The sequence below is a fragment of the Streptomyces sp. NPDC101178 genome (genome assembly GCF_044767965.1).
Lineage (GTDB): Bacteria > Actinomycetota > Actinomycetes > Streptomycetales > Streptomycetaceae > Streptomyces.
This window is the reverse complement of the sequence record NZ_JBIWOZ010000004.1, coordinates 108,808-133,803: the sequence shown is the minus strand read 5'-3', so window position 1 is coordinate 133,803 and position 24,996 is coordinate 108,808. Positions and strand designations below refer to the sequence as shown.

At 71.0% G+C, this 24,996-nt stretch carries 25 protein-coding genes; 10 read left to right on the top strand and 15 right to left on the bottom strand.

The annotated features are described in order from the left end of the window. Positions 1 to 31: 31 nt before the first annotated feature. The 5 genes from ACIRR8_RS12985 to ACIRR8_RS12965 form a co-directional block, all read right to left on the bottom strand. Positions 32 to 1,417 carry a helix-turn-helix domain-containing protein gene (locus tag ACIRR8_RS12985; protein ID WP_404062897.1) on the bottom strand — a complete coding sequence of 462 codons (1,386 nt, stop codon included), beginning with the start codon at positions 1,415 to 1,417 and terminating at the stop codon, positions 32 to 34. After that, on the bottom strand, positions 1,414 to 1,965 hold the full coding sequence (locus ACIRR8_RS12980) for an RNA polymerase sigma factor (protein WP_404062894.1): 552 nt from the start codon (positions 1,963 to 1,965) through the stop codon (positions 1,414 to 1,416). The genes ACIRR8_RS12985 and ACIRR8_RS12980 overlap by 4 nt, the downstream gene beginning before the upstream one ends. Before the next feature lie 35 nt (positions 1,966 to 2,000). Further along, positions 2,001 to 2,285, bottom strand: coding sequence for a hypothetical protein (locus ACIRR8_RS12975; protein ID WP_404062891.1), 285 nt, complete (start codon positions 2,283 to 2,285; stop codon positions 2,001 to 2,003). 254 nt (positions 2,286 to 2,539) lie between these two features. Further along, entirely contained in the window at positions 2,540 to 3,049 is a 510-nt protein-coding gene (locus tag ACIRR8_RS12970) for an SRPBCC family protein (RefSeq protein WP_404062888.1), read from the bottom strand. After that, positions 3,046 to 3,423, bottom strand: a complete 378-nt coding sequence (locus tag ACIRR8_RS12965; RefSeq protein WP_404062886.1) for an ArsR/SmtB family transcription factor — start codon at positions 3,421 to 3,423, stop codon at positions 3,046 to 3,048. Before ACIRR8_RS12965 ends, ACIRR8_RS12970 begins: the two co-directional genes overlap by 4 nt. A 375-nt stretch (positions 3,424 to 3,798) precedes the next feature. Here ACIRR8_RS12965 and ACIRR8_RS12960 point away from each other — a divergent pair, with 375 nt between their 5' ends. Together ACIRR8_RS12960 and ACIRR8_RS12955 are read left to right on the top strand one after the other, a co-directional pair. Then, on the top strand, positions 3,799 to 4,782 hold the full coding sequence (locus ACIRR8_RS12960; RefSeq protein WP_404062883.1) for a trypsin-like serine protease: 984 nt from the start codon (positions 3,799 to 3,801) through the stop codon (positions 4,780 to 4,782). Between the two features lie 564 nt (positions 4,783 to 5,346). After that, positions 5,347 to 6,369 carry a chitinase gene (locus ACIRR8_RS12955; protein WP_404062881.1) on the top strand — a complete coding sequence of 341 codons (1,023 nt, stop codon included), beginning with the start codon at positions 5,347 to 5,349 and terminating at the stop codon, positions 6,367 to 6,369. 113 nt (positions 6,370 to 6,482) lie between these two features. Here the strand turns inward: ACIRR8_RS12955 and ACIRR8_RS12950 are convergent, their stop codons facing one another. From ACIRR8_RS12950 to ACIRR8_RS12940, 3 genes are all read right to left on the bottom strand, one after another. Then, positions 6,483 to 7,064, bottom strand: coding sequence for an N-acetylmuramoyl-L-alanine amidase (locus ACIRR8_RS12950; RefSeq protein WP_404062879.1), 582 nt, complete (start codon positions 7,062 to 7,064; stop codon positions 6,483 to 6,485). 122 nt (positions 7,065 to 7,186) lie between these two features. Beyond that, positions 7,187 to 8,500 carry an SWF or SNF family helicase gene (locus ACIRR8_RS12945; protein ID WP_404062876.1) on the bottom strand — a complete coding sequence of 438 codons (1,314 nt, stop codon included), beginning with the start codon at positions 8,498 to 8,500 and terminating at the stop codon, positions 7,187 to 7,189. Beyond that, positions 8,497 to 11,436: a DEAD/DEAH box helicase gene (locus tag ACIRR8_RS12940; RefSeq protein WP_404062874.1), complete on the bottom strand. Its 2,940-nt coding sequence runs from the start codon at positions 11,434 to 11,436 to the stop codon at positions 8,497 to 8,499. Before ACIRR8_RS12940 ends, ACIRR8_RS12945 begins: the two co-directional genes overlap by 4 nt. A 256-nt stretch (positions 11,437 to 11,692) precedes the next feature. On the opposite strand from ACIRR8_RS12940, the gene ACIRR8_RS12935 reads away from it, so the two are divergent. Then, entirely contained in the window at positions 11,693 to 12,754 is a 1,062-nt protein-coding gene (locus tag ACIRR8_RS12935; protein ID WP_404062872.1) for an acyl-CoA desaturase, read from the top strand. Between the two features lie 113 nt (positions 12,755 to 12,867). Next, positions 12,868 to 13,050, top strand: a complete 183-nt coding sequence (locus ACIRR8_RS12930) for a hypothetical protein (protein WP_093688018.1) — start codon at positions 12,868 to 12,870, stop codon at positions 13,048 to 13,050. Between the two features lie 138 nt (positions 13,051 to 13,188). On the opposite strand, the gene ACIRR8_RS12925 is transcribed toward ACIRR8_RS12930, so the two are convergent. Further along, positions 13,189 to 14,106: a hypothetical protein gene (locus ACIRR8_RS12925; protein WP_404062870.1), complete on the bottom strand. Its 918-nt coding sequence runs from the start codon at positions 14,104 to 14,106 to the stop codon at positions 13,189 to 13,191. A 247-nt stretch (positions 14,107 to 14,353) separates the two neighbouring features. On the opposite strand from ACIRR8_RS12925, the gene ACIRR8_RS12920 reads away from it, so the two are divergent. Then, on the top strand, positions 14,354 to 15,262 hold the full coding sequence (locus tag ACIRR8_RS12920; protein ID WP_404062867.1) for an oxygenase MpaB family protein: 909 nt from the start codon (positions 14,354 to 14,356) through the stop codon (positions 15,260 to 15,262). Between the two features lie 104 nt (positions 15,263 to 15,366). On the opposite strand, the gene ACIRR8_RS12915 is transcribed toward ACIRR8_RS12920, so the two are convergent. The 5 genes from ACIRR8_RS12915 to ACIRR8_RS12895 form a co-directional block, all read right to left on the bottom strand. Beyond that, positions 15,367 to 15,966: a class I SAM-dependent methyltransferase gene (locus ACIRR8_RS12915; protein ID WP_404062865.1), complete on the bottom strand. Its 600-nt coding sequence runs from the start codon at positions 15,964 to 15,966 to the stop codon at positions 15,367 to 15,369. A 141-nt stretch (positions 15,967 to 16,107) separates the two neighbouring features. Beyond that, entirely contained in the window at positions 16,108 to 16,683 is a 576-nt protein-coding gene (locus ACIRR8_RS12910; protein WP_161281521.1) for a TerD family protein, read from the bottom strand. Between the two features lie 218 nt (positions 16,684 to 16,901). Further along, positions 16,902 to 17,066, bottom strand: coding sequence for a Sec-independent protein translocase subunit TatA (gene tatA, locus ACIRR8_RS12905; RefSeq protein ID WP_404062862.1), 165 nt, complete (start codon positions 17,064 to 17,066; stop codon positions 16,902 to 16,904). A gap of 109 nt (positions 17,067 to 17,175) precedes the next feature. Then, a complete protein-coding gene (mgtA, locus tag ACIRR8_RS12900) occupies positions 17,176 to 20,013 on the bottom strand; it encodes a magnesium-translocating P-type ATPase (RefSeq protein ID WP_404064287.1) in 2,838 nt (945 codons plus the stop codon). Then, positions 20,006 to 20,374 (bottom strand): ArsR/SmtB family transcription factor, encoded by a 369-nt coding sequence (locus tag ACIRR8_RS12895; RefSeq protein ID WP_404062859.1) that lies wholly within the window; start codon positions 20,372 to 20,374, stop codon positions 20,006 to 20,008. Before ACIRR8_RS12895 ends, mgtA begins: the two co-directional genes overlap by 8 nt. A gap of 260 nt (positions 20,375 to 20,634) precedes the next feature. Here ACIRR8_RS12895 and ACIRR8_RS12890 point away from each other — a divergent pair, with 260 nt between their 5' ends. Then, the gene (locus tag ACIRR8_RS12890; RefSeq protein ID WP_404062856.1) at positions 20,635 to 21,270 is read left to right on the top strand and encodes a GTP-binding protein; all 636 of its coding nucleotides are present in this window, start codon (positions 20,635 to 20,637) and stop codon (positions 21,268 to 21,270) included. 24 nt (positions 21,271 to 21,294) lie between these two features. On the opposite strand, the gene ACIRR8_RS12885 is transcribed toward ACIRR8_RS12890, so the two are convergent. After that, a complete protein-coding gene (locus tag ACIRR8_RS12885) occupies positions 21,295 to 21,723 on the bottom strand; it encodes a PPOX class F420-dependent oxidoreductase (protein WP_404062853.1) in 429 nt (142 codons plus the stop codon). A gap of 140 nt (positions 21,724 to 21,863) precedes the next feature. Between ACIRR8_RS12885 and ACIRR8_RS12880 the strand changes: the two genes are divergently transcribed. The 4 genes from ACIRR8_RS12880 to ACIRR8_RS12865 all read left to right on the top strand — a co-directional run bounded on the left by ACIRR8_RS12880 (position 21,864) and on the right by ACIRR8_RS12865 (position 24,919). Further along, positions 21,864 to 22,277 (top strand): roadblock/LC7 domain-containing protein, encoded by a 414-nt coding sequence (locus ACIRR8_RS12880; protein ID WP_404062850.1) that lies wholly within the window; start codon positions 21,864 to 21,866, stop codon positions 22,275 to 22,277. A 120-nt stretch (positions 22,278 to 22,397) separates the two neighbouring features. Further along, complete coding sequence (locus ACIRR8_RS12875; RefSeq protein WP_404062847.1) at positions 22,398 to 23,504, top strand: DUF6397 family protein; 1,107 nt, start codon at positions 22,398 to 22,400, stop codon at positions 23,502 to 23,504. Positions 23,505 to 23,544: 40 nt separating this feature from the next. Continuing rightward, entirely contained in the window at positions 23,545 to 24,033 is a 489-nt protein-coding gene (locus ACIRR8_RS12870; protein WP_404062844.1) for a GNAT family N-acetyltransferase, read from the top strand. 223 nt (positions 24,034 to 24,256) lie between these two features. Continuing rightward, positions 24,257 to 24,919, top strand: coding sequence for an LAETG motif-containing sortase-dependent surface protein (locus ACIRR8_RS12865; protein WP_404062842.1), 663 nt, complete (start codon positions 24,257 to 24,259; stop codon positions 24,917 to 24,919). The last annotated feature ends 77 nt before the right edge of the window (positions 24,920 to 24,996 follow it).

Below are 24,996 nucleotides of genomic sequence, written 5' to 3'. Positions count from 1 at the left end.
CGGATGACCTCCTGGAGCTGTGGCGCCGCCGTCAGCCGCAGGCGGCGATATAGCCGCCGAGGATCCGCGCCGTGTGGTCCGGCGGTGTGGCGGCGTCCGCGACCTGTTCCATGAAACTCGTGTACGGCGTCGTGTCCGCGTTCGGCGCCGAGCTTTCGGGGCCCGTATCCGCATGCTCCAGAATGCGATGCAAGATGCCCTCGGTACGGTCCGGCTCCTCGGCGGCAGCCGCCAGATGATTCAGCAGATGCCGATACCTCTCGTTGTCGTCCTCCCTGCGGAGGTACTGGCCCCCGGAGAGCTGCTCCAGATAGACGACATCGGGCAACGATCGTTCCGCGAACCGCATGACCGTCACCGGTGCGCCGACGTCCCCGTAGGCATGCGCGTCCATCGGCAGGACTTGGATCGTCAGGTTCGGCCGGCTCGCCATGTCCACGAGGTGACGCAATTGCTCTCCCATCACAGCGCTTCCGCCCACCTGCCGGCGGAGAACGGACTCGTCCAGAATGGCCCACAGTTTCGGTCCGTCGGCGGCATGGAGCAGTTGTTGGCGCTTCATGCGCAACTGCACACGGCGGTCGATTTCCTGATCACTGCCTCCGTCCATTCCGGTGCGCATGATGGCCTTCGCGTACTCCGGTGTCTGAAGCAGCCCGGGGACGATTCTTGCCTCGAAGGTCTTGATCAGATCAGCGCTTCGTTCCAGGTCGAAGAGGCTTTGCAGCCAGGGCGGCATGATGTCCCGGTACTCGTGCCACCAGCTCGGGCGGTCGGCCGCCTGCCACGTCTTGAGGATGCGTCGGCGTTCGTCCAGGGAGTCGACCCCGTACAGGGTGAGCATCCCGTCCAGCTGCTCACGCTGCGGCAGCCTGTCCCCCCGCTCGAAGCGGCTGAGGCCGGCCACAGAGCAGAGGGTGCTGAGCGCGACCTGACGCAGGGTGAGGTTTCGGCGGATCCGCAGGTCCCGTAGCAGTGCGCCCAGAATGAGCTGCTGGACGTGCGGCTCGGGGGCCGAGCCCGCCGAAGGGGCACTCGCGGCCGGTGACACCGCGCTGTCGGACGGCCGTACTGTTCCGCCGGCCTCCGCCTCGCGCCCTTGGGTGTGAGCACGCTCGCGTGGCGCGTCCTGCTCCGTCATGGCCGGTGCGTTCCGGGGACGCAGGGTGAGCTGAGCTCCGGTCACCTGGTAGCGGGCGGCTGTGCGCAGCCAGTGCAGCGCCTGCTCGCGTCGGTCCAGCGCGAGGAGTTCCAGGCCCAGTGCGTACGCTTCGTGGCCCAGCTGGGCCTGGTCCGCCTGGAGCGCCAGAGCGGCCCGTTCGTCGTCCGTGAGGCTGTCGATGGAGTCCATGACAGCGTCGAAACCGTCGCTGGACGCGCCCGGTGCGGGCTGCAGAAGCCGGTTCTCGGTACTCACTCGCGTTCTCCCTCGCCCGTGTCCGCCGGCCGGTAGTCGCTCAGGACCGTGGTGTGGCGGAGTGCCTCCAAGGCTCTCTTGAGCAGGTTCTTGACGCCGTTCTCGCTGATCCCCATGAGTACGGCCGTCTCGGCGACCTTCAGCAGGTCGATGTGGTGGAGTCGCAGCGCCTCACGCTGTCTCTCGGTCAGGTGGGCGAGCGCATGCTCCACGTCGACGCGGCGCGCGATGCCCGTGGCCAGGTCCGGAGCCAGCTCATGGATCAGCGTCGTCACATCCTCGCCCGTGAAGGGGACCTCCCGTACACGTCCGCGCTCCTTCCAGAAGTCCGCGATGCGGCACGACGCGATCGGGTAGAGCGCCTTCACGGGTTCGTCGTAGGAGTCCAGGTAGTGGTCGTACCGGATGAAGAAGCGGCGCCAGGTCTCCTGGCACAGGTCCTCCGCCTCCTGCTTCCCTTCCACCCGCCGCGCCACGAACGCGGCGAGCTTCGGGTGATGAGCCACATAGAAGGCCCGCGTGGCGTCCCGCCGCTCACGGTCTGCCACCCTCGGCGCCGGCGTGGAGTCGTTCCGTACCGAGGTCACTGAGCCTCTTCACCGGCTGCCGCCCACCCCGTCCTCGCTGCGTTCCGAGCGGCGACCGTCCGATCCGTGCCGATGTCGAGGGACCACCACGTCCCGGCGGTCCCGTGACGCGCCGCCACCGCACGGGAGCCGTGCCGGGCCTCCGCGACCACGACCGCCAGCGCTCGCCGCTGCTCCCGGGCCAGCACCACGCGCCCCCAGATCCGCATCCCCAGCGCGGCCAAGGCGCATAAGCCGGAGATCGCTGCCGTCAGCTCGCCGGGACTCATCGATCGCAGCACTGAGGTACCACCTGTCTCGTTCGAAGAAAGCGTGTCACCTCTATATCCACGTGGGCGGAGGTTTCGGGTACCCCTTGGACGCCAGCACTTCGGCCAGGCCGCCTCTGCCGCCCGGAGGATGCCGCAAGCTCAGCGGTAGGCGCCTGACCGGTGAGAATCCGGACCGGGTTGCAGCGAAAAGGGCTGGCGCCATGGGGTGGAGGAGAAGTCATCCGGTTTCCGGGTGTCCCTGAGTACCCACTCCCGTGCGGGGATCAGCTGAACATGTCGAGGTAGTGCTGTGCGTGGACCGGGTGGTACGTACCGAAGTCGACGGATGCCGGGTCGCCGCCGGTCTCGGCGGCGACGAGCCGGTCGAGGTAGTAGTCCCACCCGGGGCCCACTCCGCCCGCCATCGCCGGGTCGTCGCCGACGGACTGGGTGAAGGTGAGCGTGGTGACGCCTTCGTGCTCGATGAGCGTGAGGGTCATGTGCCAGAGAAATTCCTGGTCGGGCACCTGCGACGTCAGGACCAGACGGTGGGGGGCCTGGCAGTCCTGGATGGTGAAGACCTCGGCTTGGTGCTCGTCGCCCTCGTAGAGCATCCGGAAGTCGACCGATCCGGTCGACGGGTCGCCGGTCCATTCACCGATCCATCGGGCCAGGCGGTCCGACTCGGTGACCGCCGCCCAGACGTCCTCGATGCCGGCCCGGAAGGTGCGGTCGAAGGCGATGCTGTCCCGGCCGTCGACGGTCACGCGACGGCCGGTGGGGGTGCTGGTCATGCGGATTCCTCCTGAGGTCTTCCGGTGCCGGGATCGGCGTCGGTGCGGGTCCGGTGGTCCTGGACGGTCCTGCGGACCTCCAGGTCGAGGGCGTCGAAGGCGCTCTCGGGGATCGGCGGGCGGTGCCCGGCGAGCTCGTCGAGCAGGGCGCGGACCGGGGCGAGGCCCGGGCGGGCGAGCGCGTAGTGGCGCTCGCGACCGCGGTCCTCGACGGTGACCAGCCCTGCCTCGGTGAGCAGCCGCAGATGCTTGCTCACCGCAGGCCGGCTGATCGGATGCCGTGCCGCAAGATCGACCACCCGGGCCGGGCCCGGGGCAAGGGCGCGCAGCAGATCACGGCGTACGGGGTCGGCCAGGGCGACGAACGGGTCCACTCCTAATTGGTAACCCATGGGTTACCAATATGCAAGTCGCCGCCGGGGGAGGGTGGCGACGCCGTGCCCGGCCAGGGTCTCGCGGGAGTCGGCCGAGCGCTGCGACGCGTGAATCGCCCGATCAGGACAGTGTTCGCGGCCTACGTGTGCGGATACGGCAAGCCCGCGGTCGACACCGGGGGCGGCCCGGCCTTCGCGTGCGAGTCCTGATGGGCTGTTCCGCCTGGAGAAGGGCACCGCTCGGGAGATCCCCGCCCGTCGAAGCCGGTTGGCCGGCCCGCGAACGTAACGGCACTTGGTCTAGACCTTGACAGGTCCAGACCAATGCTTTTGTGTGTGCGCAACACCGCTCGTTCATGCTGAAGGAGTGATCCCTTGCCCAGACGAAGAGTCCAGGCCTTCCTGGCGACTCTCGCCGTCTCCGTCGTCGCTTTCCTGATGCCGGCGACCGCCGGCGCCGCGTCCCCGCAGCCGCCGCCCAGCGCCGGTGCCGACGTCAGCCCGCAGGTCATCGGCGGAACCCCCGCCTCCCAGGCGTACCCCGTCGGTGTGTGGAACGCCTGCACCGTCGTGCTGATCAAGCCGGACTGGCTGCTCACCGCCGCCCACTGCACCTGGCGGAACGGGTACGTCGGCATCGGCACCGACTCGGCCTCGTCCGTGGCCGTCTCCTCCACCGACCGTCGCGTCTTCTTCACCGGCGGAGATGCCGACGTCGCTCTGCTGCACCTGGCCACGCCCGTCACCAATGTGAAGCCCGTGCTGATCGACCGGTTCTCACCCGCCGCCGGAACCCCGGCCCGCGTCGTCGGATTCGGGCAGACGTGCCCCACACCGGGTTGCGGCGGTGCGACGACCAAGGCCCTCGAACTCGACACCACGGTCCTGGACGATGCCGCGTGCCCGGCGATCCACAACGGCAACACCGAGATCTGCGGCGACAACCCCGCCCAGGCCGGAACCTGTTACGGCGACTCCGGGGGGCCTCTGCTGAGGAAGACCCCGCAGGGCGAATGGGTACTCGTCGGGCTCGTCAGCGGCTGGGGTACGGCGAACACCGACTGCGGCGCCGCACCCTCGATCTTCGCCGACGTCACCGAGAAGGGCGGCGTCCGGCAGTGGATCGCCCAGACCGTCGGCGGACTCACCGACCCGGGCACCACACCGCCGACCGACCCGCCCACCGACCCCCCGGGCGACACGTGCACGCTCGCCCAGTGGAAGGCCACCGCGGTCTACACGGGAGGCAGCGTGGTCGCGCACGACGGCCGCAAGTGGAAGGCCAAATGGTGGACCACCAACGAGAAGCCCGGCACCACCGGCCAATGGGGCGTGTGGCAGGACGAAGGCGTCTGCTGATCGTCCGGCCCTGAGGCAAACTCAGCCGCCGTCAGGAGATCCCGCGTCCGAAGTCGACGTCCACCGCGGCGCGGTGGAGCCTGCGCCCGGCCCGGGGGCGGTCCGGGGTCGGAGAGGAGATCGCACACCGATCGCCCCTCCGGCGCCGGAGACCCTGGTCGTCCCCGACGCCGAACACGGAGCCCTCCTCTTCTGAACCGGGGAGAGGGGGCTCCATGGCGGCTACGCGCCAGAGAGGGTTTGCGGAAACCCGGTGGAGGGTGACCGGGGGAGCCACGGGCATCGGTGGCGAGGTCCTGCCCTCTCACGTCTTCGATGACGGCGTCTCGGAACTCAAGGGTCCAGCAGGACCGCGGCACCGGCTCTGGCGAGCCAGAAGCTCCCTGAGGGCACCCCCGCGAGTGCCCCCTGCGTGAAGGTGTGACGGAGAAAGCGCACAGAAGCGAGGCCTCCTGACCCACGGGTTGACATGGGCATTGGTATGAACCAATCTCCTGCACCAGGTCGGTGGCCACCGATGTCCCCCTCGTTCGCGAACCCCCCACGAGCACCTGGAGATTCCCCGTGGACCGGACGCATCGCATGAAGCGCAGCCATAAGCTCCTGGGCGGCAGCGCCGCCCTCGTCCTCGCCGCCGGCGGGCTCATGGCCACCACCCTCGTCGGCAGCGCGGGCGCGGCCGAGAGCGAGCAGACCCGTGCGGCGGTTCCCGCACACGCCGTGACCGGCTACTGGCAGAACTTCGACAACGGCGCAACCATCCAGAAGCTGGGCGACGTTCAGGACGGCTACGACATCATCGCGGTCGCCTTCGCCGACTCGACCGGCACCGAAGGCCAGATCGAGTTCAACCTCGCTCCCGAGGTCGGCTACGCCTCCGAGGACGAGTTCAAGGCCGACATCGCCGCGAAGCAGGCGGCGGGCAAGTCCGTCATCATCTCCGTCGGCGGTGAGCTCGGCAACGTGACGGTCGATGACTCCGAGTCCGCGGCGCGGTTCGCGGACAGCACGTACGCCCTCATGGAGGAGTACGGCTTCGACGGCGTCGACATCGACCTGGAGCACGGCATCAACGCCCAGTACATGGGCGAGGCGCTGAAGTCGCTTTCCGCGAAGGCGGGTGACGGCCTCGTCCTCACCATGGCTCCGCAGACGCTGGACATGCAGAACACCGCCACCGAGTACTTCAAGCTGGCGCTCGACGTGAAGGACATCCTCACCGTCGTCAACATGCAGTACTACAACAGCGGTTCGATGGCCGGCTGCGACGGCAAGGTCTACGCCCAGGGCACCGTCGACTTCCTGACCGCGCTGGCATGCGTCCAACTGGAGAACGGCCTCGATGCCGACCAGGTGGGCATCGGCACCCCCGCCTCCTCCAAGGGCGCCGGCTCCGGCTACGTCGACCCGGCGATCGTGAACGATGCCCTGGACTGCCTGGCCAAGGGCGAGAACTGTGGTGAGTTCAAGCCGGAGAAGACCTACCCGGGGCTGCGCGGGGCCATGACCTGGTCCACGAACTGGGATGCCTCCAACGGCGACAACTGGGTCGACACCGTGGCACCGCACGTCCGCGAACTGCCCTAGGGGGCGTCGCGGAGCCAGAGGATGAGCGCAGCGAGGCCGGCACGACGAGGTCTCGCTGCCTCGTCGCCGCCGCTCTCGGCGGCACCGGCTGCGGTGGCCGATCGGGCGCAGGCTCAGGGCAGGTTGACGAGGTGCAGGTAGCGGTCCCAGTCCCAGAGGGCACCGGGGTCGGTGTGGTCGCTGCCTGGCACCTCGTGGTGGCCGATGATGTGTGCCCGGTCGCTGGGTATGCCGTGCCGTGCGCAGATCGCCGCGGTGAGGAGGGCCGAGCGCCGGTACATCACATCGGTGAAGAACTCCGGACGGTCCACCCATCCCTCGTGCTCGATGCCGATGCTGCGCGTGTTGACCTCCCAGTTCCCCGCGTGCCAGGCGATGTCCTTCTCCCTTACGCACTGCGCGACATGGCCGTCACCGGAGCGCACCACGTAGTGGGCGGAGACCTGTTTCACCGGGTCGCGGAAGATGCCGATCGTCGGGGTGAACAACTGCTGGGCGACGTGGACGATGACGCGGTCGACCCGGCGCTCCGAAGGGGCCGCCGGGACGGTGTAGTTCGCCGCGTGGGCCGGTGCCCAGAGAGCCGTCGGATGGTCCGCCACGGCTGCTGAAGGTGTGACGGCCCGTGCCGACGCCGGTACCAGCGCCGCCACCGCGGTGACAGCGGCCCCTTGCAGGAGCCTTCTGCGGTGCATCGCACTCCTATAGGGGCCGTGCTCGCCCACAAGGGCGACGCGTGAGAAAAAGGGGGCCGAAGCCGTCTTCCGCTGATGACGTACGGAAGAGGGCTCCGGTTCCCCACCCCTCTCGGCGGATATCAACCCCCGCTCACGGCCCCCGCCAGCGCACTCGCCGGGTCGTCGTCCGCCGGTCCCGCCGGCACCCAGCGGCCGCGCTCCTTGCGGTACGGCCACCATCGGCCGTCGCGGTCGTACCGGAGCTGGACCTCGGCGCCCGCCACCGTCCAGCGGGCCCCCGCCGCCCGCAACCGTGGCCGCTCGCCCTCCTCCCAGGCCGCGGCCAGCCGCGCGCGAGCCCGGGCCAAGGCCTCGGCGTCGGGGTCCCACTCCTCGTCCAGCACCGCCAGCGCGGCCACTCCTCCGTACCGCCACGCGCTCACCGCCGCCTCCAGCTCGGCGCGCGGCCGGCCGGACCCCTCGGCCAGCCGCCCCGCGATCCACGGCTCGGGGCGCGTATCGGCGGCCAGCCGCACCGCGTCCTGCTCCGGTGTCAGCTCCGCCGGAACCGGCTGCCGTTCATGCCCCGGAGCCAGCGCCTCCAGCAGCATCCGCCGGGCCCGTACGGCGCTGTCGGCGGCCAGGAGCTCCAGCGCCGCCGGGTCGAGGCCGGGCGGCGGATCAGCCTCCGTGTCCAACGACGGCGGCAGCCCCGGTTCCTCGGGCACCGGCGGGGGTGGGGGGAGCGGCGGCAGTATGGAGCCCGCGGCGAACGCCTCGTCGGCCGGGACCCCGTACGCCTCCCGGTCCACCTTCTCCGGCGTACCCTCCTCCCTACCGCTTACCGCACGGGCGGCGCTGCGGACCTGGAGCTCGTCCAGCAGCCGCCGCTCACCACGTCCGCGCATCAGGAGCAGGACGAACGGATCCTCGTCCAGCAGCCGCGCCACCTGGTAGCACAGGGCCCCGGAATGGGCGCAGTGGTCCCAGGCGCCGCAGGTGCACTCCGGTTCCAGGTCACCGATGCCGGGCAGCAGCTCCACCCCGGCACCCGCCGCGTCCTCCACCAGATGGGGCTCCATCTCCCGGTCCAGCAGCGCCGCGATGTGCCCCGCCCGGTCCACCGCCATGTCCAGGAACCGGTCCCACTCCTCCGTGCTCAGCTCCTGGAGCAGCACATCGCTCCGGTGACCCGTGCCGTCCCGGTCCCGTACGACGGCGGTGATCCTGCCGGGACGTACGGAGACCGCCCCCACACCGCCCTGCCGGGCCAGCCCGCGCCCCTTCTTGAGCTGCTGGCCGTCCAGCGCGGTGTCCTCCAGCGCCTTCAGCCATGCCCGGCCCCACCAGGAGGTGGCGAAACCCCTGCCCGGCGGCGGAGGCAGCGGCGCGAACGTACGCTCCGCTGCACCACCGACGTCCGCCGCGGCCGTCCCGTACTCGTCGTCACTCATCGCGCGCCCCCTCGCAGCTCTACCAGATCGGCCAGTTCCGCATCGGTCAGTTCGGTCAGTGCCGCCTCCCCGGAGCCGAGCACAGCATCCGCGAGACCCTGTTTGCGCGCGAGCATCTCCGCGATCCGGTCCTCGATCGTGCCCTCGGCGATCAGCCGGTGCACCTGGACCGGCTGCGTCTGCCCGATCCGGTACGCCCGGTCCGTCGCCTGCGCCTCCACCGCCGGATTCCACCACCGGTCGAAGTGCACGACATGACCGGCCCGGGTGAGGTTGAGCCCCGTCCCCGCCGCCTTCAGGGAGAGCAGGAACACCGGAGCCTCGCCCGCCTGGAAACGGCTCACCATCTCCTCGCGCCGCGCCACCGGCGTACCGCCGTGCAGGAACTGCGTGGGCACCCCGCGCTCGGACAGATGATCCTCCAGCAACCGCGCCATCTGTACGTACTGCGTGAACACCAACACGGAGCCCTGTTCGGCCAGGATCGTGTCCAGGAGTTCGTCCAGCAGCTCGACCTTCCCCGACCGGTCCGCGATCCGCGGCCGGTCCTCCTTCAGGTACTGCGCCGGGTGGTTGCAGATCTGCTTCAGCGCGGTCAGCAGCTTCATCACGAGCCCTCGCCGCTCGAACCCGTCCGCACCGGAGATCTCGGCGAGCGTCTCGCGGACCACCGCCTCGTACAGCCCGGTCTGTTCGGTCGTCAGCGACACCGCCCGGTCGGTCTCCGTCTTCGGCGGCAGCTCCGGCGCGATCCCCGGATCGCTCTTGCGGCGGCGCAGCAGGAACGGGCGCACCAGGGCCGCGAGCCGCTCGGCGGCCGCCGGGTCCGCGCCGCCCTCCACGGCGGCGGCGTACCGGTTGCGGAAGGTGGAGAGCCGGCCCAGCAGCCCGGGCGTCGTCCAGTCCAGGATCGCCCACAGCTCGGAGAGGTTGTTCTCCACCGGTGTTCCGGTGAGGGCGACGCGGGCCCGGGCGCCGATGGTGCGCAGCTGCTTGGCCGTCGCCGAGTGCGGGTTCTTCACGTGCTGGGCCTCGTCCGCGACGACCATGCCCCAGGAGGCGGCCGCCAGCCGGGGCGCGTCCAGACGCATCGTGCCGTACGTCGTCAGGACGAACTCGCCGTCCGCCAGCCCCTTCAGGGACCGCGATGTCCCATGGAAGCGGCGTACCGGGGTGCCCGGGGCGAACTTCTCGATCTCGCGCTGCCAGTTGCCCATCAGCGACGTCGGACAGACCACCAGTGTCGGCCCGGCCGCGTCCCGGTCGCTCTGGCGGTGCAGATGCAGAGCGATGAGCGTGATCGTCTTGCCCAGGCCCATGTCGTCGGCGAGGCAGGCGCCGAGGCCGAGCGAGGTCATGGTGTCCAGCCAGTTCAGACCGCGCAGCTGATAGTCGCGCAGCGTCGCGGTGAGCGCCTCGGGCTGTCCGACCGACTGCTCGGCGGCGGACTCCGGATCGGCCAGCCGCTCGCGCAACCGCTCCAGCCAGCCCGTCGCGGCCACCTCCACCCGGCGGCCGTCCACCTCGGTGGAGCCGGTCAGCGCCGCGCTCAACGCGTCGATGGGGGTGACCTTGCGGTCCTGTGTCTGCCGGGCCCGGTGTGCCTCCTCCGGGTCGATGAGGACCCACTGGTCGCGAAGCCGCACGATCGGTCGGCTGGACTCGGCGAGGCGGTCCAGCTCCTCGCGGCTCAGCTGCCGGTCGCCCAGCGCGAACCGCCAGTCGAACGCGAGCAGGGCGTCGGCGGACAGGAACGAGGGAGTGTCCGCGAGGGCCTGTCCCCGCCGCCCCTGCGACGCTCCGCCGTCCTCCTCCCGTCCCTCGGCGTCGCCGCCCCCGTCGGCCGGGCCGATGACGGCTCGTGCGGTCAGCTTCCGCGCCAGCTCCTTGGGCCAGTGCACCTGCACACCGGTGGCGGCCAGTGCGCGTGAGGCGGGGCCCAGCAGCTCGGCGATCTCCTCGTCGGCGGGCTCCACCGCGTCCGGCACGGCGGCGGAGAGCAGCGGGGCCAGCGGCGGCCAGGCGCGGGCGGCCCGGCGCAGGGCTAGCAGGGCGTCCATCCGGGCCCGCGGCCCGAACTCCGCCGCACTCCGCGTGCCGCCCGCCCAGACCTCGGCCGCGTCGGCGACCAGGGAGGGGTCGCTCACGCTGTGGATCTGCAGCACGGCGCGGAACGAGGGCACCGCGTCGTCGTAGGAAAGGTTGTCGGTGTCCGTGGCGGGGACGGCGGCTGTGGTCCCGGTGACCTCGATTCGCAACGAGAGCCTCACTCCCGCATCGTGACCGGCCGCCACATCGCCGGCCCAGGCTCGCCCTTGGGGCAGGTGCTGCGGTTCCGGGGCGGCGAACGCGGGACCCGCGGCCGCGAGCCCGGCGGCGGGCGTCCGGGGCAGTCCGTCCGCCACCGCGTCCAGGAACGCCCGCAACAGCCGTTCCGGCTCGGGAAGCAGCAGCGGCCCGTCCACCGCCGCGCTTGTCTCCAGCGGGGTCGCGTGGGCGGAGGGCGGCATCGACGCGGCCAGATCCCGGATCCGCCCCAGGTCTCCGGCGGCCAGCGGCCCGACCCGCCAGGCATCCTGGTCGGTGGAGCTCAGCCCGGGCAGCAGGAGGCCGCGGGCGACGAGCTGCAGCCCGAGCAGCGCGGCGGCACCCCAGAAGGCGGTCGCCGGGGAGGCCTGCCCGTGCGCCCGCGCCCGGGTCAGCACCGGCAGGGCCTCCCGCACGGGAAGATGCAGGGCAGGAACGGTACGGCGCCGGGCGCCGGCCTCGGCCACGGTGAGCTCCGACAGGACCCCGGGCGCGCCGGGAGGGGTGCTCCCGTCCGGGTTCCAGAAGGCGATCCGTCCGGTACGGGACGGATCCGCGGGGATGAAGACCGCGGAGCAGCGGGACAGCTCGGAAATCTCGTAAGGCGTTGCCGCGGGATGCGGGTGCACAGGAATATCAGATTCCTCAAATTTGACTAGCGGGTCGGGCTCGGAGGGTACTCCGCTCGAAGCCGCGATGCGCCGCTCTCTACTGTGAGCTGGGTCACTCATGTCTGTCCGTGCGGAGGGGTGGTGTGGCTGGCACCACCACGGAGTACGGGGGGCTGCCCCAGGGAGATCGGGGTGGTGACGCCATGGCTGCCGCAGGTCTCCGATCCGTACGTTTAACGAGGTCAGCGCCTATGTCGGAGAGACCGGAGACCTCATGTCCCAGGCAACAGCCACCGCCGCGGCCTCAGCCGGTGACGGCAGTTCGGAACGGACCGGCCCACCGGTCGCCGGCAGCGATTTCGCCCCACTGCTACGCGCTGTGAAGGGGCAGGGTCTTCTCGAACGACGCGCCGGGCGGTACGCATGCGGTATCGCGGCCAACCTGGTGGCTCTGAGCGGCGTGATCACGGCTCTCGTTCTGCTGGGCGATACCTGGTGGAGCCTGTTGCTCGCCTTTCCCCTGGCAGTCCTGTGGACCCGGACGGCCTTCGTCGCTCACGACGCGGGCCACTTCCAGATAACCGGCGGCCGCAAGGCGAGCAGACTGATCGGCCTGATCCATGCCAACCTGCTGCTCGGCATGAACGAGGCCTGGTGGAACGACAAGCACGCCCGTCACCACGCCAACCCCAACCACGTCGACAAGGACCCCGACGTCGGCGTCGGCGCCCTGGTCTGGACCCAGAAGCAGGCGGCGCAGCGCGCAGGATTCGCCCGCTGGCTGACCCGGAACCAGGCCCGGCTGTTCTTCCCGATGCTGCTGCTCGAAGGCATAGCCCTGAAGGTCTACGGGTTTCAGTTCCTGGGCCGCCAGCCGGCGCGGGAGCGTGTGCTGTCGGCCCTGCTGATGGCCGCGCACCTCGCGCTGTACGCGACCTTGCTGCTGACCGTCCTGTCCCCGGGCAAGGCGCTCGTCCTCACCCTGCTGCTGCACGCGCTGTTCGGTCTCCACCTGGGGCTGGCCTTCGCCCCGAACCACAAGGGCATGGAGATGCCCGACCCGGACGGGGACCGGTGGGGCCACCTTCAGCGCCAGGTCCTGACCTCGCGCAATGTCCGCGGCGCGATCCTCACCGACTGGTTCCTCGGCGGCCTGAACTATCAGATCGAGCACCACCTGTTCCCGAGCATGCCCCGGCCCCACCTGCGACTGGCCCAGCCACTGGTCAAGGAGTACTGCAGGAGCATCGGCATACCGTACGCGGAAACCGGACTGATCGAGTCCTACCGGCAGGCGCTGACGCACATGCACGAGGTCGGTGAGCCGCTGCGATGACGGGGGACTCGATGCGGCAGCGGGCGGGCGGTTGCCGGGGGAGTGGGAACGCAAGAACGGACGGACGCGTTGACAGAACAGGAGCGGCGCCGGCCGCGAAGGAGGCGTGGACCATGTCGAACGGTGCGAAGGTCGCTGTCGCGGGGGTGGTGGCTGCGGCCATCCTGTGGCCCCTGATCGGATTCTGGTGGGCGCTGCTGGTGGTGATCGGCGTTCCCGTCGCGGGCTATCTGCTGCTGGACCCGTCCCAGCGACGCAGACTCCGCAGGATCAACCGCAAGGAAATCGGTCGCTGAGCCCGGAAGACGGACGGCGACCGGGCGGGCGAGCCGGTGGCTTCACGAGGAGAGGTTTCACGAGGAGCTGATCCCGGAAGCATCAGGAGCGCTGACCCTCAGGGCCGCCAGGAGCCGAAGCCCGGCACCCGGTCGCGCTCACGCGGGATGCGGAGCCAGTGCATCCAGGGCCGCCAGGAGGCCGGGCAGTGCGGGCCCGCGGCCGACGGGCAGCACCTCTCCCGGCTCCTCGTCCAACAGGACCAGCGCTATGTCGTCGGTCCTGGCGACCATCGACCACCCGGGTCCGTCGACGCGCATGATGCGTGCGTCGGCCGAGGCGAAGACGGAGCGGATCCGGCCCGGTGGCGGCGGGGTCTTCGTATAGGCGAGGGCCTCCGACAGAGCCCGTCGTACGCCGGGATGCTGACCGGACGCAGGGGCACCGCGTTCGGCGTCCACCGCGGCGGCTGAGTCACCGTCCCCGGCCGCACCGGCCGTGGCGGGTGCACCCGGTTTGCCGGCCGCACCGGGTTCGGCTGCCGGACCGGGCTCGATGCTCTCGCCCGACTCACCGTCCACCCGGACGAACTCCGCATCGTCGATCTGCTCCCGCCACATCGACCACTGCGCCGCGATCTCGTCCGCACCCAGCCGCCGTTGCGCGGGACCCCAGGACCCCGTGTCCGCAGGAGCCAGAGGTACCGGGCCCACACCGTCCGTATCCGGGTCGTGCGGGGCGGGCACCCCGGGTGCGGCGACCGTCAGGGCCAGCGGCCAGCCGGGCAGGGCGCACACCACGGAGCGCTCGTCGGGGGAGAGGTCGTACTCCATGCCGCAGTCCCACGCGGCGATGGCCACAGCGACCAGCGAGACGTCCTCGACGACCACGGTCCAGCGGGCCCCGTCGCCGTCCTGCCCGAGGACGAGACCGTAGCCCTCCTCGTACGGTTCGAGGGCGAGCGCGCCGCACGCGGCCACGTAGTCGTCGCCCAGCACGCTCGGGAACCGGGCAGGCGTCAGCAGCACCGCGGTCAGCACCAGCAGCGCGTCGTCGTCGCCGTCCGCACCAGCCACAGTGTCCTCCTGGTCCCTAGCCCCTGGTCCTTGATCAGCCGACGCTCGGCCACCCGCCGTCCGGGCCCGCCCCGCGTCGTCCGTCGGCGCACCTTAACTACTCGGTAACCGTGCCGTCGAGGCCCCGGCAGGCGACGCGGAGCCGGATCCACAAGTCTCTCAGCCGGGTCGACGCGGCTGCGAAGGACCGGGGCCGAGAGGGCGGGGCGCCGTAGAATCGGGGCTCCGGACGAACGAGGGGAAGACCATGGTTCAGCGGTACGACCGGCTGAAGGAAATTCAGCGACTGGACCCGGAACGCGACTTCCTGAAGATCTACCGCCTCACCGTCACCTACGAGTTCCCCTGGGACATCGCGCGCGCCCTCGAACTCGCCCTCTACCGGACCTATGCCGTGCCCAGTATCGGCCGACTCCTGGACGAGACAGCAGAGCTGACGGAGCGTTCGCAGAAGCGGTACGACGACACCGCGCTGCTCCTGGACACCGTGGTGGAGCACGGATTCGACACCGAGGAGGGCCGCACGGCCGTCCGCCGGATCAACCAGATGCACCGCAGCTACGACATCAGCAACGACGACATGCGGTACGTCCTGTGCACCTTCGTCGTCACCCCGAAGCGCTGGCTGGACGAGTACGGCTGGCGCCGGCTCTCCGGCCACGAGCTGAAGGCCTTCGCCGCCTACTACCGCACCCTGGGCGCCCACCTGGGGATCAAAGACCTCCCGCAGAACTACGAGGACTTCGAGCGCACCCTCGACAGCTACGAGCAGGAGCACTTCGGCTGGGACGAAGGAGCCCGCCGGGTCTCCGACGCGACCCTGGCGCTCATGGGCTCCTGGTACCCGGCGCCGCTGGCCCCGCTGGTCCGGGGCGCCGCCCTCGCGCTCCTGGACGATCCCCTGCTGCGCGCCTTCCGCTACGAGCGACCGGGGCCCGTGGCCCGTGGTCTGACCCGGTGCGCCCTGCGTCTGCGCGCCCGAGCCGTCCGTCTCCTGCCGCCCCGGCGCACGCCGCACTACGCGCGCCAGAACGCCGAGATCAAGGGCTACCCGAAGGGGTACGAGGTCGCCGCCCTCGGTACGTTCCCCACCCCGGGCGTCCGTGGCTGCCCGATCCCCGGTCACCGGCGTCCCACTGAGGCGCCCGTCGATTGACTCCTGGGGCGCCGGGGGACCGGGACCCGGCCGTCCGGCGGATGCTGAAGAAATCACCGTGCCACGAGAGCCGTGTACCGGACCGGCACCACGTTCGTAGTGCGTCAGGGCCGGCGTACGGCAAGGGCGAGGAAGCGATCGTCCTCGTCGGTGTACGAGTCCAGCCGCCAGCCGGAATCGGCCAACAGGGCCCGTAGCCGGGGCTCCGCCCGCAGGTCGTCGCCGGTGAGCGTGCGCCCGTGGCGCGCGGCCAGGGCGGCCCGGCCGATCGGGTGGAACAGGGCCAGCACCCCGCCCGGCCGCACCACTCGGGCGAGCTCCGCCGTATCGGCCCCGGGGCGAGCCAGATGCGAGATCAGCCCGGCTCCGAACACCGCGTCCAAGGATCCGCCTCGCAGCGGCAGCCGAGCGACGTCGGCCCGGATCAGCGTCCCGATCTCCGCGCGCCCCGCCCGCCCCGCTGCCTCCAGCATCGCGGGCGTCAGGTCGACGCCGAGGACGGTGCCGCGCGGGCCGACCACCGCACGGAGAGCCGGAAGCGCGCGTCCCGTGCCGCAGCCCGCGTCGAGCACGGTGTCTCCCGGCCGCAGTCCGAGCCGACCGACCGCGGCGGCGTACGCGGGGCCGTCGTCGGGAAACCGGCTGTCCCAGCCGGCCGCGCGCGGAGTGAAGAAGTCCAGGACATGCGTGTGGTCATCGGCCATGCGGACATGATCGCGCAGTCGGCGCCGGGGTGGAACGCCTTGTAGCGGCGGGGCCGACCGCAATCGTCACCCGGCTTCGGGCATGACCACCGGGTGCCCGGATACGTCTCCGTCCGGGCACCCGGGATACGTACGTACGGCTCAGACGTTGACGCCGTAGTCGGAGGCGATGCCGGCGAGCCCCGAGGCGTAACCCTGGCCGACGGCCCGGAACTTCCACTCCGCGCCGTGCCGGTACAGCTCGCCGAAGACCATCGCGGTCTCGGTGGAGGCGTCCTCGCTCAGGTCGTACCGGGCCAGCTCCACACCGTTCGCGCGATTCACCACGCGGATGAACGCGTTGCGCACCTGGCCGAAGCTCTGGCCACGGCTCTGGGCGTCATGGATGGAGACCGGGAACACGATCTTCGCGATCTCGGCGGGGACCGAGGCCAGGTCGACCTCGACCGACTCGTCGTCGCCCTCGCCCTCACCCGTCAGGTTGTCGCCGGTGTGGCGGACGGAACCGTCGGGGCTGTTGAGGTTGTTGTAGAAGACGAAGTGGGCGTCGGAGAGGACCTTGCCCGCCTCGGAGCACAGCAGCGCACTGGCATCCAGGTCGTGATCGGCTCCGGTCGTGGTCCGTACGTCCCAGCCGAGGCCGACCGTGACGGCTGTCAGGCCGGGGGCCTCCTTCGACAGGGAGACGTTGCCGCCCTTCGCCAGGCTCACACCCATGAATTTCCTCCAGTGTTCCGTCGGTCCGCACGTCTGATCGGCCGGTCCCTAGATATCGGCCGGTCTCCAGATCCTGCGATCCGTGCTACGTCGCTGTCACTACATGTACCGCTACTGGTACGAACGCCCCGAGCCGCCACCAAGGTTCCCGGATTGCGCAAACCGTGAAATGAACGGTGGCCGAGTGCCCGGTCCGGGGCACCGGGCCCGGGGCCGAATCAGCGGGCTTCCTCGTCCTTCATGGCCTTCGCCTCGCTCTTGAGGATGCGCACCGACTTCCCCAGGGCGCGGGCGGTGTCCGGCAGCTTCTTCGAACCGAAGAGCACGATCACCACGACGGCCAGGATCAGCAGGTGCCAGGGCTCCAGCCCGTTGCGCAACATTCTGGTCCCGCCCTTCTCTCCGTCCATGCGGCAACAGCTGCCGCGTACGGCAACACTTGCCGCATTGCGCAACTGTACAACTGTCGCTCGGGGACCCTACGGCCACCCCTCAGCGCTCGGCGACGGCCTTGCGCAGGCCCGGTTCCGGTTCGGCGCCGGCCGCCCGGCGCCGTTCGTAGCGCCTCCGCGCAGCCGTGAGCCCCACCGCGTACAGGCCCAGCACCGAGCCGAGCAGCAGGTAATAGAGAGGCGGCAGAGCACTCATCTCCAGCCAGAGACCCAGCGGGGTCAGGGGAAGGAGCACGCCGACCACCGCGAGTCCGGCCGCGGCTGCCCGCAGAGCACCGCCGGCCCGCCGCTCGGCGGCGCTGCGGCCGGTCCGGAGCAGGACCATCACGAGAGCCTGGGTCAGCAGGTTCTCGGTGAACCACCCGGCGTGGAACGCCGCTTCGCCGTCGGTCCCGGCGGCGTTGTGAAGAGCCAGGGCCAGCACTCCGAAGGTGGCGAGGTCGGCGGCGGCGTTGAGCAGTCCGAAGCCGGTGATGAAGCGCAGGAAGTCCCGGGAGCGCAGGACCGTGGGCCGGCGCAGCGCGGACTTGCCCGGGCGGTCGAACGCGAAGGCGAGCTGCGCAGCGTCGAAGCAGAGGTTCTGCACCAGCACCTGCGCCGGGAGCATCGGGAGGAAGGGCAGCATGAGCCCGGCCGTCAGCATGGCGATGACGTTGCCGAGGTTGGAGGAGAGGGTGATGCGCAGGTACGTGGCGATGTTCGCGCTGCTGTGCCGCCCGGCCAGCACCGCCCGGTCGATCGCGGTGAGGTCCTTCTCCGCCAGCACGACGTCGGCCGCCTCGCGCGCCACATCGACGGCGTTGCGCGGGCAGATGCCGACGTCGGCCGCGTGCAGGGCGGGCAGGTCGTTGACGCCGTCGCCGAGGAACCCGGTGGTGTGCCCGGCGGCGCGCAGTGCCGAGACGATCCGCGCCTTGTGCTCCGGAGTGCAGCGCGCGAAGACGGTCGCCCGGTCCGCGACCCGCGCCAGCTCCGCGTCCGACAGCGTGTCCACCAGCTCGGCCGTCACCACGTCGCCGTACCCGCCCGCCGCATCCGTGCGCAGCCCCAGGTCCTCGCACGCGCGGGCCGCCGTGCCCGGGTGGTCGCCGGTCAGCACCTTGACGGTCACTCCGCGCCGGGCCAGTACGCCGAGGGCCTCGGCGGCGCTCGGCGCGGGGACGTCCCGCAGAGTCAGCAGGCCCACGAAGGCCAGTCCGCGCTCGTCCGCCGGGGTGTACGCGCCCGGCCGCGCGGGCCGGTCGGCGCGGGCCACGGCCAGCAGGCGCAGCCCCGACTCCGCCTTCCGGGCGGCGAGGGCGAGCAGCCGCTCCCGCTCGTCCCCGTCCAGCGCGCACCGCTCCAGCACCGCCTCCACGGCCCCCTTGGTCACCAGCGTGTGGACGCCGAGCCGGCCAGGCCGCCGGACCACCGCGGTCGCGACCCGCCGCACCGGATCGAAGGGCAGCGCGGCCACCCCTTCGTATGCCGAAGCCTCCAGGTGCTCCGTGTCCTCCGCGGCGTCCAGCACCGCCTCGTCGAGGGCGTCCGGTGCGGGCAGCTCCGCCAACTGGAGCGTCCACAACGCGCTGAGCGCCGCCCACCGCAGCACCTCGGGATCGGGCCGGTCCGAGCCGTCGACCGCCGCCTCCACGACGGGCCGGTCCTCGGTCAGCGTCCCTGTCTTGTCCAGGCACAGCACATCGACCGCGCCCAGGTCGTGCAGCGCGGGCAGCCGTTTGACGATGACTCCGCTGGTACGGGCGAGCCGGGCCGCTCCCCGTGCGAGGGCCGTCGTGACGATGACGGGCAGCATCTCGGGTGTGAGCCCCACCGCGACGGCCACGGCGAACGGCAGCGTCTCCAGCCCCCGGCCCCGCAACGCGGCGTTGGCCATCAGTACCAGCGGCGGGGTCAGCAGCATGAACCGAATCAGCGTCCAGGAGATGCCCTGCACCGACCGGTCGAAGGCGCTGGCACCCCGCTGCCGGACCCGGCCGTCGTACGCGGCGGCGAACCGGGTCGCCCCTCCGGTGGCCACGATCACCGCCGTACCGCTTCCGGAGGTGACGCTGCTGCCCTGGAAACACAGCTGCGGCTGCGCGAAGGGCCCGGCCCCCAAGAGCGCGGGGTCCGGTACGTCGAGGGGGTGCTTCGCCACCGGCGCCGACTCGCCGGTCAGGGCCGACTGGTGCACCGCGAGCCCGCCGGAGCGCAACACCTGCACATCGGCCGGTACCAGGTCGCCCGGCGCCAGCCGGATCACATCGCCGGGCACGAGATCGGCCACCGGAACCTCCCGCTCCCGGGGTGCCGCGTCCGCCGAGCTCCGGCGCACCACGGTCGCCGTGGTCGCCACCAGCTCCCTGAGCGCGGCCGTCGAACGGTCGGCGCGGTGTTCCTCGGCCGAGCGCAGCAGGCAGCTGACCACGACCAGCGCGAGGATCACACAGGCCGTGCCCCATGCGGAGACGAGGGCCGAGACCAGTCCCAGGCAGAGCAGTACGGAGGTGAAGGGATCCCTGAGACTGCGGACGAAACGCCGGGGCCAGGGAACCGGTCGCCAGGCGGGCAGTACGTTCTCGCCGAACCGCGCGAGCCGCTCCTCGGCCCGCGCCTCCACCAGACCGCGCGGACCGCTGTCCAGCGAGCGCAGTATCTGCAGGGAGGTCTCCACCGGTGGCCGACCGGACCCGCCGCCGGGAGGCGGGCCGGCGGTACGGAACTCCGCGCCGGCGGTACCGGGCTCCGCGCCGGCGATCAGTGGTACGGACTCGGTGCCGGCGACGGGAGGCACGGGCGCCGACGCAGCCGGGGCGGCGGCCGGGAACGGTGTCACGGAGGCCGGGGTGCCGGGGGTGGTCCGGCCGGATCCCGCGGCTGCGCTGCCCTCAGGCACCGAGCTCACGCAGGCGGACGGGCTCCTTCTGGGCGGGGTGGCCGGCGCGCTCGGTGAGCTGGCCGACCATGAGCCGGACGACCGTCACCACGTCGGGGTCGTCGACCAGATAGACCTGTCGGCGGCCCTCACGGCGCGAACGCACGAGACCGGCCAGCTTGAGCTTGGTCAGATGCTGGCTGACGGAGGGGAGCGTGCCGCCCACCCGTTCGGCGAGGCCCGTCACATCGCTCTCGCCCTGGGCCAGCGCCCACACGATGTGCAGCCTCGCGGGTGTCGCCAGGAGTCCGAAGGCGGCTGCGGCCTCGGCCAGCACCTCGGCGGGCGGATCCTGGAAACCGCCGCCGGTACCTGTCGACACGCTTGCTCTCTTCCGTCCGTGGGTCGCCTGCCCGGACCCGTCACCGCATCCGTCGCCGCGACCGAAAGAAACCAGTGTAGAGGCCATGCCGAAGAGGGACGAGATGCGGCAGGAGTGGGCGGTCAAGGTCCGCATCGATCAACAACGATCAACCGCCTCCAGTCGTCCGGCCGATTGCCATGCTGTCCGGGCAGCGGTGTCCGAACGGTCGAACAGAGCTTCGCCAGGCGTGTGCGGCTCAGTCGCGGGAGAAGTGGTCGATGTCCTCCGAGTACGTCGAGAACGCGCACAGCAACGACGGCACCCGCAGCGGCTATGGCCGCGACGACTCCGCGATGGCGCTGAAGATCCTCGTGGCCGGTGGCTTCGGAGCCGGGAAGACGACCCTGGTCGGCGCGGTCAGCGACATCCGGCCGCTGCGGACCGAGGAGCCGCTGAGTGCGGCAGGACGCGATGTGGACGATACGGAAGGGGTGGCACGGAAGACCGCCTCGACCGTAGCGATGGATTTCGGCCGTATCACGATCCACGCCGGTCTGTCGCTGTACCTGTTCGGCACACCGGGGCAGGACCGCTTCTGGTTCCTGTGGGACGAGCTGTCCGAAGGCGCGCTGGCGGCGGTCGTCCTCGCCGACACCCGGCGGCTCGAGAACTGCTTCGCGGCCGTCGACTACTTCGAACGCCGCCGCATACCGTTCGTCGTCGCCGTCAACCGCTTCCCCGGCGCGCGCGTCTACGCCGAGCACGATGTCTCGCACGCCCTCGACCTGGACCGGGGCACACCTGTCGTGCTCTGCGACGCACGCGACCGGACCTCCGGAAAAGATGTCCTGATCCGTACGGTCGAGTACGCCGGGCGGGTGCACACCGCCCGGCTCCTCGACTCCGTGAGCTGACCGCCGACGGCGGCGAACGGCTGCTCAGTCGGCCATGTCCGCCAGGGCGATCACCTTGTCGATCCGCACCCGCACCAGCAGTTCACCGGCCACCCCGTTGCGTCGGCCGAACTCCTCGGCGTCCTCCGGCCCGACGTAGCGCCCGGCGATGCGCGTCGCCCACCGCAGCAGCTCCTCGGGGTCCTCGCTCAGCTCCGCGTGCCCCTGCACCACGGCGAACGCGTACGGCGGCCGGTCGTCGTCGACGCACAGGGAGACCCGGCCGTCGCGCTCCAGATTGCGGCCTTTCACACTCTTCTTGCCGGTGTTGAAGACCAGTGAGTCGCCGTCGAGCAGGAACCAGACGGGCGCGATGTGCGGACTGCCGTCTGCTCGCACGGTCGAAACCTTCGCGGTGCGGGTGCCCTCGGAGAGGAAGGCCCGCCATTCTTCATCGGTCATGTGATGTGCCATGCGCTCATCCTGGGCTCGTTCGCCGCATGGCGCGAAGCGGCGCCCCGGCATGCGGGGGGACCTTGCCCGTACGGAGGCGGTGCGCAAGGCTTACGCGCGTAGCGGGGCACGGGGAACGAAGGCACGGGGAGGACGAGCAGATGGCGCTTGACCGGGGACTTGACTGGCTCCTTGACGATCTCACCAGCAGGGTGCGGTACGTACGGCACGCCTTGGTGCTCTCCAACGACGGCCTGGTCACCGGGGCCAGCACCGGACTGGCCCGCGAGGACGCCGAACACCTCGCCGCGGTCTCCTCCGGCCTGCACAGCCTGGCGCGCGGTTCAGGGCGGCACTTCCGGGCCGGGCGGGCCCGCCAGACCATGGTCGAGTTCGACGAGGCGTTGCTCTTCGTGACCGCCGCGGGTGACGGCAGCTGCCTGTGTGTGCTCACCGCCGCCGAGGCCGACGTCGGGCAGGTGGCGTACGAGATGACCCTGCTCGTCAACCGGGTCGGCGAGCACCTCGGTGTATCGGTCCGCCAGAGCGGCCCCGAGGACGAGAAGCCTTTCTGAACCCCTCTGACCTGCGTTTTTCTGTGGCTGGGAAGAGTTATCCACAGGCTGGTGCGAAGCAGGCCCTGCCGGGCTACCGTGATCACTGAGAGTAACTCGACGTTCACGGGGAGGACGGCCATGATGGTGAAGGAAGCGATCCGCGCGCGGGCCGGGAGCGCGCACGGTATCCGAGGTGGCGAGGCAAGCCGGGACGAGGCCGCGCCCGCCTCGTCCGAAGCGGCGGCGGCCACGGGGGTCACGACGGCCACGGGGCTCACGACTGCCACGGTGGCTGCCGGTCGGGCGGCACAGGAGCTGGGTCTCAGGCGCAGCGAGTTCGAGCTCGCCGTGCACCTGGGGCTGATCGTGGTCACCGCCGGGCCCGGTGGCGGGCGGCCGCGGGTGCGCGAGCGGGAGATCGCGCGGCTGCGCGAGGACCCGGGGTTTCCCGACGGGTTGGCCGAGCGGGTGCGCACCGTCGGCACCGCGGAGGGCGCCGCTCTGCTCGGCATCGCCCCCGCGCGGTTCACGAGGCTGGCCCGGGCGGGCTGCTTCTCGCCGGTCACGTTCTATCTGAACCGGTACCGCGCGGTGGTCTGGCTCTATCTCGCGGACGAGCTGGCCTCGTTCGCGGTGCGGGAGCCCGAACTGCTCGCAGGCCGCACGCCGCTCGGGCTGCGCACGATGCTGGAGGCGGGCGGAGACCGGAGGGCGCGAAACTGGCGGACCCAGCGCATCGAGCGGCTGCTGAAACGGACGGATGACCCTTGGGCGAGGGCCGCGGTCGAGGCGTCCACCCTGGACGCCGCGCACCTGGCGGAGGTGGTCGAGGACCCCTATGAGCGTGCCCATCTCGTACGGGTCAGGCCCGAGCCCGTCTTCGGGCGGCCTGGTTCCGTGGCGGCCAGGGAGACCATGGGGGAGCTGATGCTGGCGGACGGTCCGGACGAGATCCTGTGGCGGCGGATCAATCTGGCACTGAGTCTCGACCGCGCCCGTGACGTCCGGCCGGCCCCCCGGCCGGGCGACGATCCGGAGGCGCGGATGGCGGCCGCCGTTCCGCTCTCCATCCCGTTCGCCACCCCGCTCCCCACCCTGAGCGCGGCCCCACCACGCGCTCTGCCCGACGCGGGGACGGCACCGGTCCCGTCGCCACTCGCCTCGGACTTGCCCTTCGGTGCGCGGGAGTCCGGCGGGAAACGGCTGTTGGCCAGGCTGGGGTGGCGCCGGTGGACCACCGGATAGCCATTGGCCGACAGGTGCTCCCGTTCGGCATCATGTCCGGATGTTGATCAGAGAAGCAGTCACCGAGGACTGGCCCGCCATCTGGCCGTTCTTCCACGGGATCATCGCCGCCGGCGAGACCCTCACCTACCCGCTGGACCTCGGGAAGGAGGACGCCCAGGGGTGGTGGTTCGTCGCCGCGCCGAGCCGTGTGGTCGTCGCCGTCGACGACGCGGGGGAGGTCCTCGGCACCGCGAAGATGAACCGGAACCACATGGGCAACGGCTCGCACGTGGCCAGCGCCACGTACATGGTCGACCCCGCCCACTCGGGCAAGGGCGTGGGGCGGGCCCTGTGCGAGTACTCGGTCGAGTGGGCCCGGACGTCGGGTTACCGGGCGATGCAGTTCAACGCGGTCGTCGAGACGAATACCCGTGCGGTCAAGTTGTACGAGTCCATCGGCTTCGAGGTGATCGGCACGCTTCCCGAGGGGTTCAACCATCCGACCGAGGGCTATGTGGGCCTGCACATCATGCACAAGGCCCTCTGAAACCTCCGCTCGGCGCCGTCCGTCGGCGGCACTTGCCTCCGCTTGGGCCGTCGTCGGCGGACAGTGGCGCGAAGTTGCTGTCCGTCTTGTCGGAAGTGGCGGAGGTATGGCGGGAGTTCGTCCGGGGAGTGACGCACGGGGCGGGTGCGTCTTCGAGGGGAGATGGCAGTACTGTGCGCCCCACCGCCATTCGGGCGATGAGATTCAGCTGGAGGAAGTATCCATGACCATACCCAGGAGATCGTGGCGTGGCGCGGGAGCACTCGTGGCCGCTGCGGTCGTCGGTCTGACCGGAGGCGTCATCTCCGCCGGTCCGGCTGCTGCTCACACCCCCACCTGGGCCGTGACCTGCGATGAGGTGACCATCGACCTCAAGTACTACACGCCGGACGTCCCCAACACGGTGACCGTCACGGTGGACGGCGAGGACCTGCTGCCCACCGAGACGTTCGGCAAGGAGTTCAGCAAGAAGCTCACGCTTCCCGAGCACTCCGAGAAGCTGACCGTGCGACTGGTCGTCAAGGACGGCAGCAAGGGCGGCAACCACTCGTTCGAAGACGAGAAGACGGCTGAGGTGTGCGAGGGGGAGGAGACCCCCACGCCGCCGCCGACCGAGCCCACGCCGACGGAGCCGACTCCTGAGGAGCCGACGCCGACCGAGCCGGCGCCGTCGGAGACTCCGGGCACAGAGACGCCCGAGCCGAGCGCCACGCCCGCGGAGCCTTCGGAGTCCGCGCCCGCGGTGCCCGCTCCGAGCGAGAGCTCGCCGCCGCTGGCCGAGACCGGTTCGTCCTCCACCACGCCGGTCATCGCCGGCGCCGCTCTCGCGGTGCTGCTCGCCGGTGGCGGAATCCTGTGGGCCGTCCGCAAGCGGCGTACCGCCTAGGGTGTGTCCGGCAGATCCTGACCGGGTCCGCGACGCCTGAGCGTTCGGCGTGGCTCCTGCCTCCGAGGCGGTGAGCG